The organism is Mesorhizobium sp. WSM4983 (genome assembly GCF_029625765.1).
In the GTDB taxonomy this organism is placed as follows: domain Bacteria; phylum Pseudomonadota; class Alphaproteobacteria; order Rhizobiales; family Rhizobiaceae; genus Mesorhizobium.
The window spans coordinates 474,876-490,502 of sequence record NZ_JARTVM010000003.1; the positions used below are offsets into that span (position 1 = coordinate 474,876).

At 63.8% G+C, this 15,627-nt stretch carries 13 protein-coding genes; 6 read left to right on the forward strand and 7 right to left on the reverse strand.

The window, feature by feature from the left end:
* Window positions 1–98: 98 nt before the first annotated feature.
* A complete protein-coding gene (locus P9254_RS13210) occupies window positions 99–1,628 on the forward strand; it encodes a YifB family Mg chelatase-like AAA ATPase (protein ID WP_067003103.1) in 1,530 nt (509 codons plus the stop codon).
* Between the two features lie 24 nt (window positions 1,629–1,652).
* Here P9254_RS13210 and P9254_RS13215 read toward each other — a convergent pair whose 3' ends face one another.
* The 6 genes from P9254_RS13215 to P9254_RS13240 form a co-directional block, all read right to left on the reverse strand.
* Window positions 1,653–3,827 carry a malate synthase G gene (locus tag P9254_RS13215; RefSeq protein ID WP_278055085.1) on the reverse strand — a complete coding sequence of 725 codons (2,175 nt, stop codon included), beginning with the start codon at window positions 3,825–3,827 and terminating at the stop codon, window positions 1,653–1,655.
* Between the two features lie 252 nt (window positions 3,828–4,079).
* Window positions 4,080–6,116 (reverse strand): hydantoinase/oxoprolinase family protein, encoded by a 2,037-nt coding sequence (locus tag P9254_RS13220; RefSeq protein ID WP_278055087.1) that lies wholly within the window; start codon window positions 6,114–6,116, stop codon window positions 4,080–4,082.
* Window positions 6,117–6,307: 191 nt separating this feature from the next.
* Entirely contained in the window at window positions 6,308–6,679 is a 372-nt protein-coding gene (locus P9254_RS13225) for an endonuclease domain-containing protein (protein WP_278055219.1), read from the reverse strand.
* Window positions 6,680–6,798: 119 nt separating this feature from the next.
* Complete coding sequence (locus P9254_RS13230) at window positions 6,799–7,146, reverse strand: hypothetical protein (RefSeq protein ID WP_127242250.1); 348 nt, start codon at window positions 7,144–7,146, stop codon at window positions 6,799–6,801.
* A 199-nt stretch (window positions 7,147–7,345) separates the two neighbouring features.
* Window positions 7,346–7,855: a hypothetical protein gene (locus P9254_RS13235; protein ID WP_278055089.1), complete on the reverse strand. Its 510-nt coding sequence runs from the start codon at window positions 7,853–7,855 to the stop codon at window positions 7,346–7,348.
* A 55-nt stretch (window positions 7,856–7,910) separates the two neighbouring features.
* On the reverse strand, window positions 7,911–8,318 hold the full coding sequence (locus P9254_RS13240) for a hypothetical protein (RefSeq protein WP_245456837.1): 408 nt from the start codon (window positions 8,316–8,318) through the stop codon (window positions 7,911–7,913).
* 219 nt (window positions 8,319–8,537) lie between these two features.
* Here P9254_RS13240 and P9254_RS13245 point away from each other — a divergent pair, with 219 nt between their 5' ends.
* Genes P9254_RS13245 through P9254_RS13255 form a run of 3 tightly spaced genes read left to right on the forward strand, consistent with a single transcriptional unit; the run spans window position 8,538 to window position 11,257 of the window.
* Complete coding sequence (locus P9254_RS13245) at window positions 8,538–8,882, forward strand: hypothetical protein (protein WP_127213846.1); 345 nt, start codon at window positions 8,538–8,540, stop codon at window positions 8,880–8,882.
* Window positions 8,879–9,394: a type II TA system antitoxin MqsA family protein gene (locus P9254_RS13250; protein WP_127213845.1), complete on the forward strand. Its 516-nt coding sequence runs from the start codon at window positions 8,879–8,881 to the stop codon at window positions 9,392–9,394. Before P9254_RS13245 ends, P9254_RS13250 begins: the two co-directional genes overlap by 4 nt.
* On the forward strand, window positions 9,395–11,257 hold the full coding sequence (locus P9254_RS13255; RefSeq protein ID WP_278055093.1) for a KGGVGR-motif variant AAA ATPase: 1,863 nt from the start codon (window positions 9,395–9,397) through the stop codon (window positions 11,255–11,257).
* A 14-nt stretch (window positions 11,258–11,271) separates the two neighbouring features.
* Here P9254_RS13255 and lepA read toward each other — a convergent pair whose 3' ends face one another.
* A complete protein-coding gene (gene lepA / locus P9254_RS13260) occupies window positions 11,272–13,077 on the reverse strand; it encodes a translation elongation factor 4 (protein ID WP_095782361.1) in 1,806 nt (601 codons plus the stop codon).
* Window positions 13,078–13,502: 425 nt separating this feature from the next.
* On the opposite strand from lepA, the gene P9254_RS13265 reads away from it, so the two are divergent.
* Both P9254_RS13265 and P9254_RS13270 read left to right on the forward strand, forming a co-directional pair.
* Complete coding sequence (locus P9254_RS13265) at window positions 13,503–14,567, forward strand: TadE/TadG family type IV pilus assembly protein (protein WP_278055095.1); 1,065 nt, start codon at window positions 13,503–13,505, stop codon at window positions 14,565–14,567.
* A 287-nt stretch (window positions 14,568–14,854) separates the two neighbouring features.
* Window positions 14,855–15,556: a DUF1223 domain-containing protein gene (locus P9254_RS13270; protein ID WP_278055096.1), complete on the forward strand. Its 702-nt coding sequence runs from the start codon at window positions 14,855–14,857 to the stop codon at window positions 15,554–15,556.
* The last annotated feature ends 71 nt before the right edge of the window (window positions 15,557–15,627 follow it).

Here is a 15,627-nt window from a genome sequence, read left to right on the forward strand (position 1 = left end):
TTGCTTAAGCTGCAAATCTGTGGTTGTCTAACCTGATCCCGCTCGCCGCCTGATCGCAGGACCGGCGAGCGAGCCGGTATCCGGGGGCTTGAGACAAGATGGTAGCGCGGGTTCGCACGGTGGCTTTCCAGGGCATCGAGGCCGTGCCGGTCGATGTCCAGGTGATGATCGCGCCGGGCAAGGTCGGCATGCAGATCGTCGGTTTGCCGGACAAGGCGGTGGCAGAGAGCCGGGAACGCGTGCAGGCCGCGCTTCATGCCTCCGGCCTGTCGATGCCGTCGAAGAAGGTGACGGTGAATCTCGCGCCGGCGGACCTGCCCAAGGAAGGCAGCCACTACGATCTGCCGATCGCGCTCGGATTGATGGCCGCGCTCGGCGCCATTCCGGGCGATATGCTGGCCGGCTATGTCGTGCTCGGCGAATTGTCGCTCGACGGCACCATCGCCGCTGTCGCCGGCGCGCTGCCGGCGGCGATCGGCGCCAACGCCGAAGGCAAAGGGCTGATCTGTCCGTTCGCCTGCGGGCCGGAGGCAGCCTGGGCCGGCAAGGATTTCGATATCCTGGCGCCGCGCAGCCTGATCGCCATCGCCAACCATTTTCGCGGCACCCAGGTGCTGTCGCGTCCCGAGGCCGGCATCCAGGTCGCCGCGCGCGATCTGCCGGACCTTGCCGACATCAAGGGCCAGGAAAGCGCCAAGCGGGCGCTGGAAGTGGCGGCGGCGGGCGGCCACAATCTCCTGATGGTCGGACCGCCGGGCTCGGGCAAGTCGATGCTGGCGCAAAGGCTGCCCTCGATCCTGCCGCCGCTGGCGCCGAAGGAGCTGCTCGAAGTCTCGATGATCGCGTCGGTGGCGGGCGAGCTCGGCGAAGGCAAGCTGACAGACCGGCGGCCGTTCCGGGCGCCGCATCACTCGGCGTCGATGGCGGCGATGGTGGGCGGCGGCTTGCGCGTGCGGCCGGGCGAAGTGTCGCTTGCGCATCACGGCGTGCTGTTCCTCGACGAATTCCCGGAATTCACGCCGCAGACGCTGGACGCGCTGCGCCAGCCGCTGGAGACCGGCGACTGCGTGATCGCGCGCGCCAATCACCGCGTCACCTATCCGGCGCGCATCCAGCTGGTGGCGGCGATGAACCCGTGCCGCTGCGGCATGTCGGGCGAGCCCGGCTATCGCTGCCTGCGCGGCGAGCGCTGCCGCACCGAATACCAGGCGCGCATTTCCGGCCCGCTGCTCGACCGCATCGATCTCAGGATCGAGGTGCCGGCGGTCTCGGCAAGCGACCTGATCCGGCCGGACAAGGCCGAGACGAGCGCCGCTGTGGCGCAGCGCGTGGCGCGCGCCCGGGCCATGCAGCGCGAGCGGCTGGAAAGGCTGGGTGCGGCGGCCACCACCAACGCGCACTGCCCGCCTTCGGTCATCGAGGCGATCGCCAGGCCCGACGCCGCCGGGCTGACGCTGCTCAAGGACGCCAGCGAAAAGCTCGCCTTCTCGGCGCGAGCCTATCACCGCGTGCTGAAGGTCGCGCGGACGCTCGCCGATCTCGACGCCAGCGAAACCGTCGGCCGCATCCATCTCGCCGAGGCGATCTCCTACCGCATGAGCGCGGAGCGCATGGCGCAGGCGGCGTAAGGTCCCTGGCGCGGATTTCCGGCGCTACCCCGCCCGGTCCCTCGCCTTCAGCTCCAGCCTGCGCGCATGCAGCACCGGCTCGGTGTAGCCGTTGGGCTGGACTGTCCCCTTGAACACCAGGTCGCAGGCGGCCTGGAAGGCGATCGACTTGTCGAAATCCGGCGCCATCGGCCGGTAGAACGGGTCGCCGACATTCTGGCGATCGACGATCGCCGCCATGCGCTGCAGCGAATCCCGGACCTGGATCTCCGAGCACACCTTGTGGCGCAGCCAGTTGGCGATGTGCTGCGAGGAGATGCGCAGCGTGGCGCGGTCCTCCATCAGGCCGACATCGTTGATATCGGGCACTTTCGAGCAGCCGACACCCTGATCGATCCAGCGCACGACATAGCCGAGAATGCCTTGCGCGTTGTTGTCGAGCTCGCGCTGGATCTCGTCCGGGGTCCAGTTCGGCCGCACCGCCACGGGCACCGACAGGATGTCGTCGAGCCTGGCCTTCGGCCGGCTCCTCAGCGCCGCCTGCACGGCGTGCACATCCACTTTATGATAGTGGGTGGCGTGCAGCGTCGCCGCGGTCGGCGACGGCACCCAGGCGGTGTTGGCGCCGGCCTTGGGGTGCGCGATCTTTTGCTCGAGCATCGCCGCCATCAAATCCGGCATGGCCCACATGCCCTTGCCGATCTGGGCGTGGCCGGCGAGGCCGCATTCCAGGCCCGTGTCGACGTTCCACGCCTCATAGGCGGAAATCCAGGCCGCCTGCTTCATGTCGCCCTTGCGGATCATCGGGCCGGCTTCCATCGAGGTGTGGATCTCGTCGCCGGTGCGGTCGAGGAAGCCGGTGTTGATGAAGACGACGCGCTCCCTTGCGGCGCGGATCGCTTCCTTGAGGTTGACGGTGGTCCGCCGCTCCTCGTCCATGATGCCCATCTTGATGGTGTTCTTGGCCATGCCGAGCAGGGCCTCGACGCGATCGAAGATTTCCACGGCGAAGCCGACTTCCTCCGGCCCGTGCATCTTGGGCTTCACCACATACATCGAGCCGGCTCGGGAGTTGGCGCGGCGGCCGTTGTCGCCGACATCGTGCAGCGCGATCAGCGCGGTGAGCGCCGCGTCCATGATGCCTTCCGGCACCTCGTTGGCGTCGCGGTCGAGGATCGCCGGATTGGTCATCAGGTGGCCGACATTGCGCACCAGCATCAGCGAGCGTCCGGGCAGCAGCAGCTGGCCGCCATTCGGCGCCGTGTAGCGGCGGTCCGGATTGAGCTTGCGGACAAAGCTCTTGCCGGCCTTGGTGATCTCTTCCGCCAGATCGCCCTTCATCAGGCCGAGCCAGTTGCGATAGACGACGACCTTGTCCTCGGCATCGACCGCGGCGACCGAATCCTCGCAATCCTGAATGGTGGTCAGGGCGGCCTCGAGGACGACGTCGGCAATGCCGGCCGCATCGGTCTTGCCGATCTGACTGGCATGGTCGACGACGATCTCGATATGCAGGCCGTTCTTTACCAGAAGCACGGCTTCCGGCGTGGCGGCGTCGCCGCGGTAGCCGACGAACTGCTTCGGGTCGGCAAGCGTGGTGGCGCCGGCGCCTTCGCCGACCTTCAGCGCGCCGTTCGCCACCGAGAGCCCGTTGATGCCGGCCCATTTGCCGGTGGTGAGCGGCACGGACTGGTCGAGGAAGTCCCTGACCCAGGCGATCACCTTGGCGCCGCGCGTGGGATTGAACGTTTTGCCCCTTTCGGCGCCTCCCGTCTCGGGAATGGCGTCGGTGCCGTAGAGCGCGTCATAAAGCGAGCCCCAGCGCGCATTGGCGGCATTGAGCGCATAGCGCGCGTTCATCACCGGCACGACCAGCTGCGGCCCGGCGACGGCCGCGATCTCCGGGTCGACGTTTTCGGTCGAGACGCTGAAGGCCGGACCTTCCGGCACCAGATAGCCGATCTCTTCGAGGAAAGTTCTGTACACCTCCATGTCGACCGGCGCGCCGTTGGCGCGGTACCAGACGTCCAGCCTCTCCTGCATGGCGTCGCGCTTGGCGAGCAGCGCGCGGTTCTTCGGCGCGAGGTCGTGGACGATGGCGGAAAAGCCCTCCCAGAACTTTTCCGGATCGATGCCGGTGCCGACTGCTGCCTCCTCGGCGACGAAGTCATGGAGCTCCCGGGCAATCTGCAACCCGGCGATCTCGATGCGGTCGGTCATCAGCACGTCTCCAGATGGGTAGGCTTTGCCGGGGCTTTGACATGTTTGGGGTTCAAGGGTCAATTCGGCTTAGGGTGAAGGTGCGGCGCGGTTTCCCTTCTCCCCTTGTGGGAGAAGGTGGATCGGCGCGCAAGCGCCGAGACGGATGAGGGGTGTTCCAGCGGAATGCGGCGCTGGTGTTCCCTGGAGCACCCCTCATCCGTCGCCTCCGGCGACACCTTCTCCCACAAGGGGAGAAGGGGGAAGGCGCGCTCACACCGCAATCCTTGGGCGCCCTGAGGCCACCGCCACCACATGCGCCTCGATGAACATGCGCTGGTTCTCGACCGTCGAGACCTTGAACTCGGTGGACACATCGATTTCGGCGCTGTCGGTGCCGGCATTCTTCGCGCGTTCGGCAACGATCGCCCGCACGTCGGCTTCCGCCGCGGCGATCGCCTTCTCCTCCTCGGTGAAGTCGCGCACCGTCTGCCCCGAGGCGAGCCGGAAAAGCCCTTCCCTGGGCTGGCTGACGCGGGCTTCGGCTGAGACCCGCACCTGGCCGACGACGGCGCCGAGCGCGTTGGCGACGTCGGTGTCCTCCGGCACGATGCAGCCATTGCCGATCAGCGGCGGCAGGCCGGCGTAATGCAGCGGCGCCGAGGCGCCGAGGCCGATCACCGGCCGGTCGAGCGCGACGCTGAAGCGGGCGATGCCGGGATGCGCATCGACGGCGCGCTGCACCAGCGCGTGCGCGACGGTCGCGGCGCCGTCCAGCCCGTCCTCGGCGAAGGCGGTTTCGAGAATATATTCGGCCGACCAGCGCGTCAGCGTGACGAGCACGCGCTGGGCGAGCGCTTCCGGCGTCGCGGCGATCGCCTGGCCGCGGCCGTCGCGGCGGCGGGAAAACAGCTCGGCGCCGAGACGCGCGGCGGCGGGATCCCAGTTCGACTGCTTGCCGAGCACATGGGCGGCGTCGGACGGCGTGAAGCCGCAAATGTGCACCAGGCCGCGCGCCACCAGCCGGTTGAGCGTAGCGTTCTGGGCGTTGGAGCTGAGCAGCCGGTCAAGCGCCAGCGGGGTGGCGCCGATCGCCTCGTAGAGTTTCGCTTCCGGCGCGGTGAGGCCGGCGGCGAGGCGATCCGGCACGCCGGTGCGCACGGCAAAGCGCCCGTCCATGCGGCCGGGATTCGGCGCGCGCAGCTGCCGCTCCAGCTCGGCGGTGACCGCCTCGCCATGCGCCAGGCCGGCCAGCGCCAGCGGCACCAGGCGGCGCGGCCCGAGCAGGATCTTGGGGTCGAGCGCGCCGTCCTCCAGCGCCACTTCGGAGTCGCCGCCGAGGCCGAAGGTGCGCATGGCGACGGCTTCGACCATGGTGCGGAAGCCGCCGACGGTGGCGCCTTCCGGATCGAGCCGCGGCCGGCCGCTATCGAGCACCGCAACGTCGGTGGTGGTGCCGCCGATGTCGGAGACCATGGCGTCGTCCAGCCCGGTCATGTGGCGGGCGCCGACCAGGCTGGCGGCCGGGCCGGAGAGGATGGTCTCGATCGGCCGCTGGCGGGCGAAGGCCGCCGACACCAGCGCGCCGTCGCCGCGCACCACCATTAAAGGTGCGGCGATGCCGCGACGGCCAAGAAAGCCTTCGGTCGCCGCGACCAGCCGGTCGATCATCGAGATCAGCCGGGCGTTGAGCAGCGTGGTGAGCGCGCGGCGCGGGCCGCCGAGCTTGGCCGAAAGCTCGTGGCTGGCGGTGACCGGCAGGCCGGTTTTTTCGCGGATCAGGTCGCGCGCGGCGAGCTCATGCGCCGGATTGCGGGTGGCGAAATAGGCGCAGACGGCGAAGCCCGACACCGAACCCCCAAGCTCCGGCAACGCCGCCTCGAGGCCGGAAAGATCGAGCTTGGCGGCATTGCCGTGCACGTCGTGGCCGCCGGGGCAGAACACCACCGGATCGCTGCCGAGAGCCGTCTTCAGCCCGTCGCGGGCAAGGTCGGCCTCGGCAAAGCCGATCATCACCAGCGCCACGCGCCCGCCCTGGCCCTCGACCAGCGCGTTGGTGGCCAGCGTGGTCGACATCGACACCAGCTTGATCGCGGCCGGGTCGGTGCCGGATTTCTCCAGCACCGCGTCGACCCCGCCGGAAATGCCGACGGCGAGGTCGTGGCGCGTGGTCAGCGCCTTGGCCTTGGCCAGCACCTTGCCCTTATCTGGGTTGTCCAGGGGCCCGCCCTCCTCCGACCACAGCACGGCATCGGTATAGGTGCCGCCGGTGTCGATGCCGAGGAAGAGCGGTTTTGGCTTGGCGGTCATTTGGCGGTGGCAAGTCCGGGCAAGAGGTTTTGGTGCCTGCCCCTTAGCCGATACGGGCCGGCGGATAAAGGCGGGAGCGATGGGCCAAGGGAGGGGCAAGCTCCCTTCTCCCCCTGTGGGAGAAGGTGGATCGGCGCGCAGCGCCGAGACGGATGAGGGGTGCTCCAGCTTGGCAAATACGCCCATCGGCATCATCGCCAAGGCTGCAGATCTTCGTCCCGCACATAGGCAATGATGGTATCGCAGACAGCATCGAGGTCCTTCAGAACGTCGTCATTCCAGAACCTCAACACGCGAAATCCCCTCGCCTTCAATTCGGCGTCGCGCTTCTGGTCGTGGGGCGAGTCCGCATGCTGACTGCCATCGATTTCGATGATAAGCCGAGCCTCGGCGCAAACGAAGTCGGCAACGAATCTACCCACTGGCACCTGCCGGCGGAACTTGATCTTGTCGAGACGGCGGCCGCGCAGCTCCTGCCACAGACGACCCTCCGCCTCTGTCGACTCGCGGCGCATCCGACGAGCGAAATTGCGCTTGGCCGGGGTTACGGGTTGATGCGGCATGGCGGAAGACTCGGCCTCATTTCGTCCAATTCTCCAACATCGCACTCCGTCCAACACCCCTCATCCGTCTCGGCGCTGCGCGCCGAGCCACCTTCTCCCACAAGGGGAGAAGGGGTGCCCTACTCCGCCAGATCCACCGTCTCGGTCGAATGCTCGACGCAGATGAAGCAGCAGGTGTCGCAGGGCTGGTCGTTGTCGGGGCCGACGCCGGCGGTGACGGAATCGTTGCCGACCACCCAGGCGCCCCAGCAGATGTGCTCGCCGGGCTCGCAGGAGATCGGCACGGATTTGCGCGCCTGCGGCCGGATCAAGAAAACCTTGTCGCCGCCCGGCCAGACCTTTTCGCTGTCGCGGCTGAACAGTTCCAGCGCGACGCCGTCGGAGCGCTGGTTGCGGACAAAGACCGACATGTCGGCGGCGAAGGCCGGCGCGGTGAGGAGAAGAGCGGCGAGCAGAGCGCGAATCATGGCGAGGGTTCCCGAGGGGGAGTAGAGCACGGGAAGCACCGGTAATCTCCCCCCTCGAGGGGGAGATGGCCGCGAAGCGGTCAGAGGGGGTCCTTGCGCGTAGAACGCCGACTTCATCTCGTGCCGCACGGCGTCGGCGCTCCACGCGCGGCGACCCCCTCTGTCGCCTTTGGCGACATCTCCCCCTCGAGGGGGGAGATCAGCGCCTCACCACCACGTGCGGCGCGAATGTCGTCACCGCCGCGATCAAGTCCTGGTCGTGGATGTCGAGCGAGGAGATCTCCATGTGCACGGTGGTCTTGCCGAAGGGCATCAGGCCGAAGGCATTGGCGGCGGCGTATTTGATCGCGTCGGGCGGCTCCTCGGTGAGTTCGAAATTGAGCATCGCCGCGCCCTTGCCGCCGGCGGCGAGCCGCACGCTCTGCACCTTGCTCCAGGGCACCAGCACGTCGCCGGCGCGAGCATCGCGGAAGCCGTGGCTGTCCAGCACGACCTTGACCGAAGTGTCGAAGGCGCCGCGCGCGATGAACGCGCCGAGTCCGAGACAAGCGGCGCCGAGCAGCGCGATCCACAGCACATGCCCGCCATCCGCCCCCGAAGCCGCGCCCTGCAGCGCGCCGAAACCGAAAATGCCGCCGATCAGGAATGGCCCAACGGCGGGCAGGATCTTTCCCGACGGGCTGTTGCGGAGTTCGAGCGGCGCGGCCATGGCCTAGGCACTCAACGCTCCGGCTGCAGCAAAGTCCAGATCCAGCCGATGAAGGTCAGCACCAGGAACGGATAGCCGAGCGCCGGCAGCGGCGACGACGTGGGCAGCAGCGGCGCGCCCACAGGATCATAAGGACCGAGACGGCGAAGAGCACGGCGGCGACGAAAGCCGGGAGCCGCATCCACAGCGCGAAATTGGCTTGCGCGCTGACCATCACCAGCCCCGCCGCCCAGAGCGCAATGGCGCCCGCATAGGAAGGCACGGAAACCTGCAGCCCCGCCGCATTGCCGGCCAGAAGCAGGCTTTCGCCGGCGAGGAAAGTCAGGAAGCCGGCCGCGACGAGGTCATTGCCGAGCCGCTGGTATTTCATGGTGAGCAGCGCTGCCGCGACGACGATGCCGACACCGTCGATGGTCCACAGCGTCTCACGCAGCGCATCGCTGGCATCGAAGGTCCCCGTCATGCCAACGCGCCGCCGATGGCGAGGCCGATTGCGGCGACGGTATCCGAGGTGCGCATTTGGTACCGTCCTATCAATGATTGATTAGCCACCGGGTTGACTCAAGAGAAAAAGTATCATTTGATACCGACAAAGGGTGGGCTCGTGGACAAGGATCGCGAAGACATAAGCCTCCAAGTCCGCAAGCTGATGGTAGCCCGATGTCGCTCAAGGCGAACTAGGGTGGCCCTGTTCACGCCCGATGCGCCGACCAGATGGCAGCCAAGAACTCTTAGGGATCCTCGGTCCCCGGAGGAGTATTTTACCGATGATTCGGCATGGGAATACATCGCTGATTGCCTTGAAAGCGGATGCCCGGTTGAAACCATCGTACTGGATCATCCACCCGGAAAGACAGGCTTTGTCTTTAAAGTGGCCGGCCATGCGGCGGTTGAAGCTATTTATGTAAAGCTTCAGATGGGCTCCGACAAAGTAGTTGGCCGAAGCTTTCACGAAGACAACCCTCCAAAGGGCACCATTGTGAAGAGATCGTTTGTTCTGATCGAACGACGAAAGGGACGTGCATGACCACCGACTCCCAAACTTGTGAACTCTGCGGGGCGAAGGCTCTGGTCAAGACGATACAGACCGAGCAGTTTCCGTACGGCTCAGGAGACGATGCAGTAATATTGACCGCAAACGTGCCTGTTTGGTCGTGCATTAAATGCGGAGAGAGCTTTACCGGAGGCGAGGCGGAAGACCTTCGGCATGAAGCTGTTTGCTTACATCTGGGCCGCCTCGCACCTAAGGAGGTTTGGGCGATTCGGGATTCTTACGGGCTAACGCAGGAGCAGTTTGCAGAACTGACCGGTTTTGGTGTGGCCTCTATCAAACGTTGGGAAAGCGCCCATCAAATACAGAATCTGTCCGCAGATCGATATTTGCGCCTGCTTCGCATGCCGCAAAACTTTCGTTTCATCCAGCTTTTAAATGATGGCATGCCTCCTTTGGAGCCATCTTTCCGTACGCCGCTGTCAGAACGCGCAATAAGCGATGCTAAAATATTCAGGCTTCGCCGGAACTTAGAGGCGGTCGCCTGAATGTTTGTGATAACATTTTATTCGTACAAAGGCGGCGTTGGCCGAACGATGGCTCTCATGAACACCGCGGCCGAGCTGACGAAGCGTGGCCGGCGTGTTTTGATCTTAGATTTTGACTTGGAGGCACCTGGTATCTCCACTTATAGACCTTTTCAGCATTCGAGTGAGTGTCCTGGAATTGTTGACTATGTTTCCGAATTTGCTGAAACCCTTAAGGCTCCTAATGCTTCTGACTTTATCGTCGAATGCTCTTTCTCCACCGACGGCGAAATTCGTCCAGTCTGGGCATTTCCGGCAGGCCGCAGAGGTGAGAGCTATGGAGCAAAGCTAGCTTCAATCGATTGGCAAGACCTTTACGTCAATCGCGATGGATATCTCCTTTTCGAGGACCTGCGTCAGCAACTTAAAGACGACCATCGAAACTTTGACTACGTTCTGGTAGATAGCAGAACTGGTTACACCGATGTTGGCGGGATTTGCACTCGCCAACTTGCGGACGTAGTGGTCGTTATGTTCTTTCCAAATGAACAGAACATTTTCGGACTTGAATCTATAGCAAGTGAGATACGAATCGATTCTCTCATTCGATCTCGAAAGACCGAGCTCTTGTTTGTGCCATCAAACGTTCCGGACCTCGATGATGAGGAAGGCATCTTGAAGCATATGATGGAGTTAGCTAGCGAACGTCTCAAGTATGATGAGGCCTCTGCCGTGATTCATCATTATGATAGCATGTCTTTGATTGATCAAAGCATATTCACGCTATCCAGGCCTAACTCGAGATTGGCCGAGGAATATCGTGGCCTTACGAAATCTATTGTACAGCTTAACATCGAAGATCGGGAAGGTGCTCTTTCTTCGCTTCAGAGGCTCAGACGACATCTTGAGTATGGCGAGGGCCGCAATGGTCGCAGGAGAGCGGATAGCAAACCTTGGGACACGAAAACGATCGGTCTGCTCGATGAGATTGGTCGCATCCACTCAGCGGATGGCGAGGTGGCGTGGGTCTTGGCCACCGTCTATAAATCCCTTGGCAATCTGTCTAATGAATTAAATGCCCTGAATGACGCGCTTACGGCGGGTTACAATTCTGCCAACGTGCATCTGCGGCGCGCCTTTAACCTTATGAGCCAATCACGAGTGGCTGAGGCTAGAGACGACTTGTTGGCAGTGGTCGCCTCCGAGACCACACGACCGATCGAATTGACGTCGGCTATAGAAGCCTTAAGGGCCATCGATCCCGACTGGTACAGGGCTTTGGAGGTTTCGCCTGCTCTTCTAAACTTAGAATCTTCGGATCTGTCCAGGCTATCAGAGGTGTTGATGACCGAGACAAACGGGCTAAAAATAGCTTATAAGATTTTCGAGCGATCCCTCATTAATAATGAACAGGCTACCAACGATTTCGTCAGAAATCATTTTGCGCTTACACTCATTGGGCTCGGACAGTTCGCAGATGCAGTGAGCTTCATATCATCGGACAGGTCTGAGCTGGTTTCGGGTGGCGATACCCCTGCGATATTTAATTTCGCCATGGCCCAATGGGGACTGAATGGGACCCCGCCCTATGAGCTTATAACCTACTTGGTGTCATCCGACAAAAAGGAGATTAGCCCGCACGGGGCAAACTATTTTCAATGTTTGGCACTGTGCTACGCGCTATCAGATGATTACACGACCGCTCGTTCGTATATAACTAACGCAAAGCGGTCTTTGGGCCCTGGAAGAATTTTTAGCTCATGGCGCTATCGGTATGTTGACCGCGATTCTATGATTGAGGACTTGGAAGAAATGGACCGCTCGCTCCAAGCCGGGCAGATAAAGCCACCTTTCTTAAATTCAAATAGGGAATACCTGCACTAAAGCTCCATCCTTTCTCAATCCCCCATCTTCAGCGCCTGGATAAACGCCTCCTGCGGAATGTCCACCTTGCCGAACTGCCGCATCCGCTTCTTGCCCTCTTTCTGCTTGTCGAGCAGCTTGCGCTTGCGGGTCACGTCGCCGCCGTAGCATTTGGCGGTGACGTCCTTCCTGAGCGCCGAGACGGTCTCGCGGGCGATGATGCGGCCGCCGATCGCGGCCTGGATCGGGATCTTGAACAGGTGCTGCGGGATCAGCTCCTTCAGCTTCTCGCACATGGCGCGGCCGCGCTTTTCCGCCGCCGACCGGTGCACCAGCATGGATAAAGCGTCGACCGGCTCGTCATTGACCAGGATCGACATCTTCACCAGGTCGCCCTCGCGATAGTTGGTGAGGTGATAGTCGAAGGAGGCGTAGCCCTTGGAGATCGACTTCAGCCGATCGTAGAAGTCGAACACGACCTCGTTGAGCGGCAGATCGTAGGTGAGCATGGCGCGCTTGCCGACATAGGAGAGATCGGCCTGGATGCCGCGCCTGTCCTGGCAGAGTTTCAGGATGCCGCCGAGATAGTCGTCGGGGGTGAGGATTGTGGCGCGGATCCACGGCTCCTCGATCGAGGCGATCTTGACCACGTCGGGCATGTCGGCCGGATTGTGCAGCTCCTTGGTCGTGCCGTCGATGAGGTTCATGCGGTAGACGACCGACGGCGCGGTGGCGATGAGGTCGAGGTTGAACTCGCGCTCCAGCCGCTCCTGGATGATCTCCAGATGCAACAGGCCGAGGAAGCCGCAGCGGAAGCCGAAGCCGAGCGCGGCGGAGGTCTCCATTTCATAGGAGAAGGAGGCGTCGTTGAGGCGCAGCTTGCCGACGGCGGCGCGCAGATCCTCGAAATCGGCGGCGTCGACCGGGAACAGGCCGCAGAACACCACCGGCTGCGCCGGCTTGAAGCCGGGCAGCGCCTTTTGTGTCGGGCGGCGGTCCTCGGTGATGGTGTCGCCGACGCGGGTGTCGGCCACTTCCTTGATCGAGCCGGTGAAGAAGCCGAACTCGCCGGGGCCGAGCTCGTCGACATTGACGCGGGCCGGCTTGAAGACGCCGGTGCGCTCGACGAGATATTTTGCGCCGGTGCCCATCATGCGGATGGTCTGGCCCTTCTTCATCACGCCGTCGATGACGCGGACCAGCACGATGACGCCGAGATAGGCGTCGTACCAACTGTCGACCAGCATCGCCTTCAGGGGCGCTGCAATGTCGCCCTCGCGCGGCGGCGGCAGCTGGTGGACGATCGCCTCCAGCACGTCCGGCACGCCAAGGCCGGTCTTGGCCGAGATCAGCACGGCATTGGAGGCGTCGAGGCCGATCACCTCCTCGACCTGCTCGCGGATGCGCTCGGGCTCGGCCGCCGGCAGGTCGACCTTGTTCAGCACCACGACGATCTCGTGGTTGTTGTCGATCGCCTGATAGACATTGGCCAAGGTCTGCGCCTCGACCCCTTGCGAGGCGTCGACCACCAGCAGCGAGCCCTCGCAGGCGGCCAAAGAGCGCGACACTTCATAGGCGAAGTCGACATGGCCGGGGGTGTCGATGAGGTTCAGGACATAGTCCTCGCCGTTCTTGGCGCGGTAGTTGAGCCGAACGGTCTGGGCCTTGATGGTGATGCCGCGCTCGCGCTCGATGTCCATCGAGTCCAGCACCTGCTCCTTCATGTCGCGCTCCTCCAGCGCGCCGGTGAGCTGGATCAGCCGGTCGGCAAGCGTGGATTTGCCATGGTCGATATGGGCGACGATGGAAAAATTGCGGATGTGGTCGAGGGGCGTCGTCATGCGGCGCGCTTTAGCAGGGGCGGGTTTAAGGGGCAAGCGGTGGGCCCGGGGAGATCGGAGCAGAGCAGGCAAACACGCTCGCCAATGTCTGAACACGGCCAATGATCGGAGGCCGGCGCTGCCCCTCATCGCCCTGCCGGGCACTTCTCCCCGTAAGTGACGGGGAGAAGGGGCTGGCCGCCGCCTCGGTACCTTTCTTGCAGCGTTCCAAATTGGCGAAATCGTCGATGGGGGCGCCCCTCTCCCCGTTACCACACGGGGAGAGGATGCCGGCAGGCAGGTGAGGGGCAGCGCAAGCGTTTGAAGGCTGGGGCGCCTCCGCGCAAAAATTCAAATCCACTTAAACTTTCATGCACTCATTTTGGGCATATCTCCACCTCTGGTGGCAGGCAGGTTGCATTGCCGGGTGTGTATGGGGTTGGGGCATGTTCTCGTCGGCAAGAGATTTCGTTCGATCGCAAGGCGGCTCGATGCTGCCGATGATGGCGCTGTTGGCGATCCCGCTGCTGCTCGCGGTCGGCTTTTCCGTCGACTACACCTCGGCGGTGACGACCAGGAGCAACATGCAGCAGGCGCTGGACGCCGCGATCCTGTCGATCACCACGCTGCCGACCACCACCTCGAAGGCCGACCGCCAGACGGCGCTGCAGCAAGCCTATGTCGCCAATAGCGGGCTGGGCGACGCGACGCTCACCGCCGTCAACGTCGCCGCCGACGGCACGGCGATGTTCAGCGCCACGGCGGCCTATCAGATGCCGACCAGTTTCATGCAGATCGCCAGGATCAATTCGGTCGATGTCGGCGTCGGCTCCTCGGTGCGCAAGATGCCGGCGCTGGTGCAGTCCACCTTCAAGGTGACGAAGGTGTCGGGCTACTGGAACAAGACGATGACGCTCTACGGCACCCAGTTCGGCCAGACCAAGGCCAAGCCGCTGATGACGATCAGCTATAACTACAACGGCTATGGCGACCCGAAGGGCTACGGCACAACCACGGTGAGCACCATCAACGGGTCGACGACGACCGTGGTGCAGAAACAGGTCTGCACGACCTCGACGGTCGACAATTTCAACAATCTGCCGAACGGGGCGATCACCCAGACCAGCGGCAGCAACAAGTACGTCACGACCTGCGCCGATACCTTCTATCCGGCCAATGGCGCCGGCGCGGTGATCGATGTCAGCCAGATGGACCAGCTCTATCTGCAAATGGACGTTCCCTCGGGCAACCCGAAGGTGCTGAAGTCGAACGATCCCAACACCTCGAACCGGCTCTACATCGGCAGCAGCCAGACGAATATGCCCGAGGTCGCGACCGGCCAGAAAGTCGACATCTTCACCTCGGTGCCCTGCGGCCAGACCGGCTACCAGGCCTGGGAAGACGGCGGCAACCCTGTGCCGGCGCCGGTTTCCAATGCCGACTTCTTCTACAATGTGACCGGCAAATGCGCCTTCAATCAGCGCCCGTCCGAGACGGTGCTGACGCAGTAGCGCCCTCCCTTCTCCCCCTTGTGGGAGAAGGTGTCGCCGAAGTCGACGGATGAGGGGTGCTCCAGCTTGGCGGCGCCTTAAGTCTAGACAAGAATCTAGCAGACGCGCTCGCGAGCGTCTCACTCCGCTGGAGCGCCCCTCATTCGTCTCGGCGCTGCGCGCCGATCCACCTTCTCCCACAAGGGGAGAAGGGGAAGGCGCCTCTCAATCACAAACCGGTGAAGCTGTAACGAAGTCCTCCGCGGCGGCGAAATGGGAGCATTGCCCCGCTACGGAGACTGCTTCCCATGACCGGATTGAAGACAAGGATCGGCCTGCTTGCCGGCGCGACATTTGCTGCGCTTGCCGCCACGCTCGATGCCGCTTCCGCCGAGCCGCTTACCGTGGTCGAGCTGTTCACCAGCCAGGGCTGCTCGTCCTGCCCGCCGGCCAATGCCAATCTGATCAAGGTCAAGGACCGGCCGGGCGTGCTGGCGCTGTCCTTCAACGTCACCTACTGGGACTATCTCGGCTGGAAGGACATTTTCGGCCGGCAGGAATTCACCCAGCGCCAGGTCGCCTACGAGCCGCCGCTCGGCCATGACGGGCCGTTCACGCCGCAGGTGGTGGTGAACGGCAGCGCTGACGCCGTCGGTGCGGCGCCCGGCGAGATCGAGCGGCTGATCTCGACAACCCCGTACGCCAAGGGTCCGGCGCTCTCGCTCGGCGACGGCAAGGTGAGCATCGGCGCCGGCACGGCGCCCGGTGGCGCGGCCGATGTCTGGCTGGTGCGCTACGCACGCCGCGTCGTCGAGGTGCCGGTGGCGCGCGGCGAGAACACCGGACGCACGCTGCCGCATGCCAATGTCGTGCATTCGCTGCAGAGGCTCGGCCGCTGGAACGGCGAGGCGACGACGCTGCCGCTGCCTACGGCACCCGGGGGCTTGAGCACGGCAGTGCTGGTGCAGACGCCGGACGGCGGGCCGATCCTGGCCGCCGCGGCAAACTGATTTTTCTTTTCGCGCGGGCCGCATCAGAGCGGCAACGCTTAACCAAGGGCCCGCATCCGCGCGCCGCAACC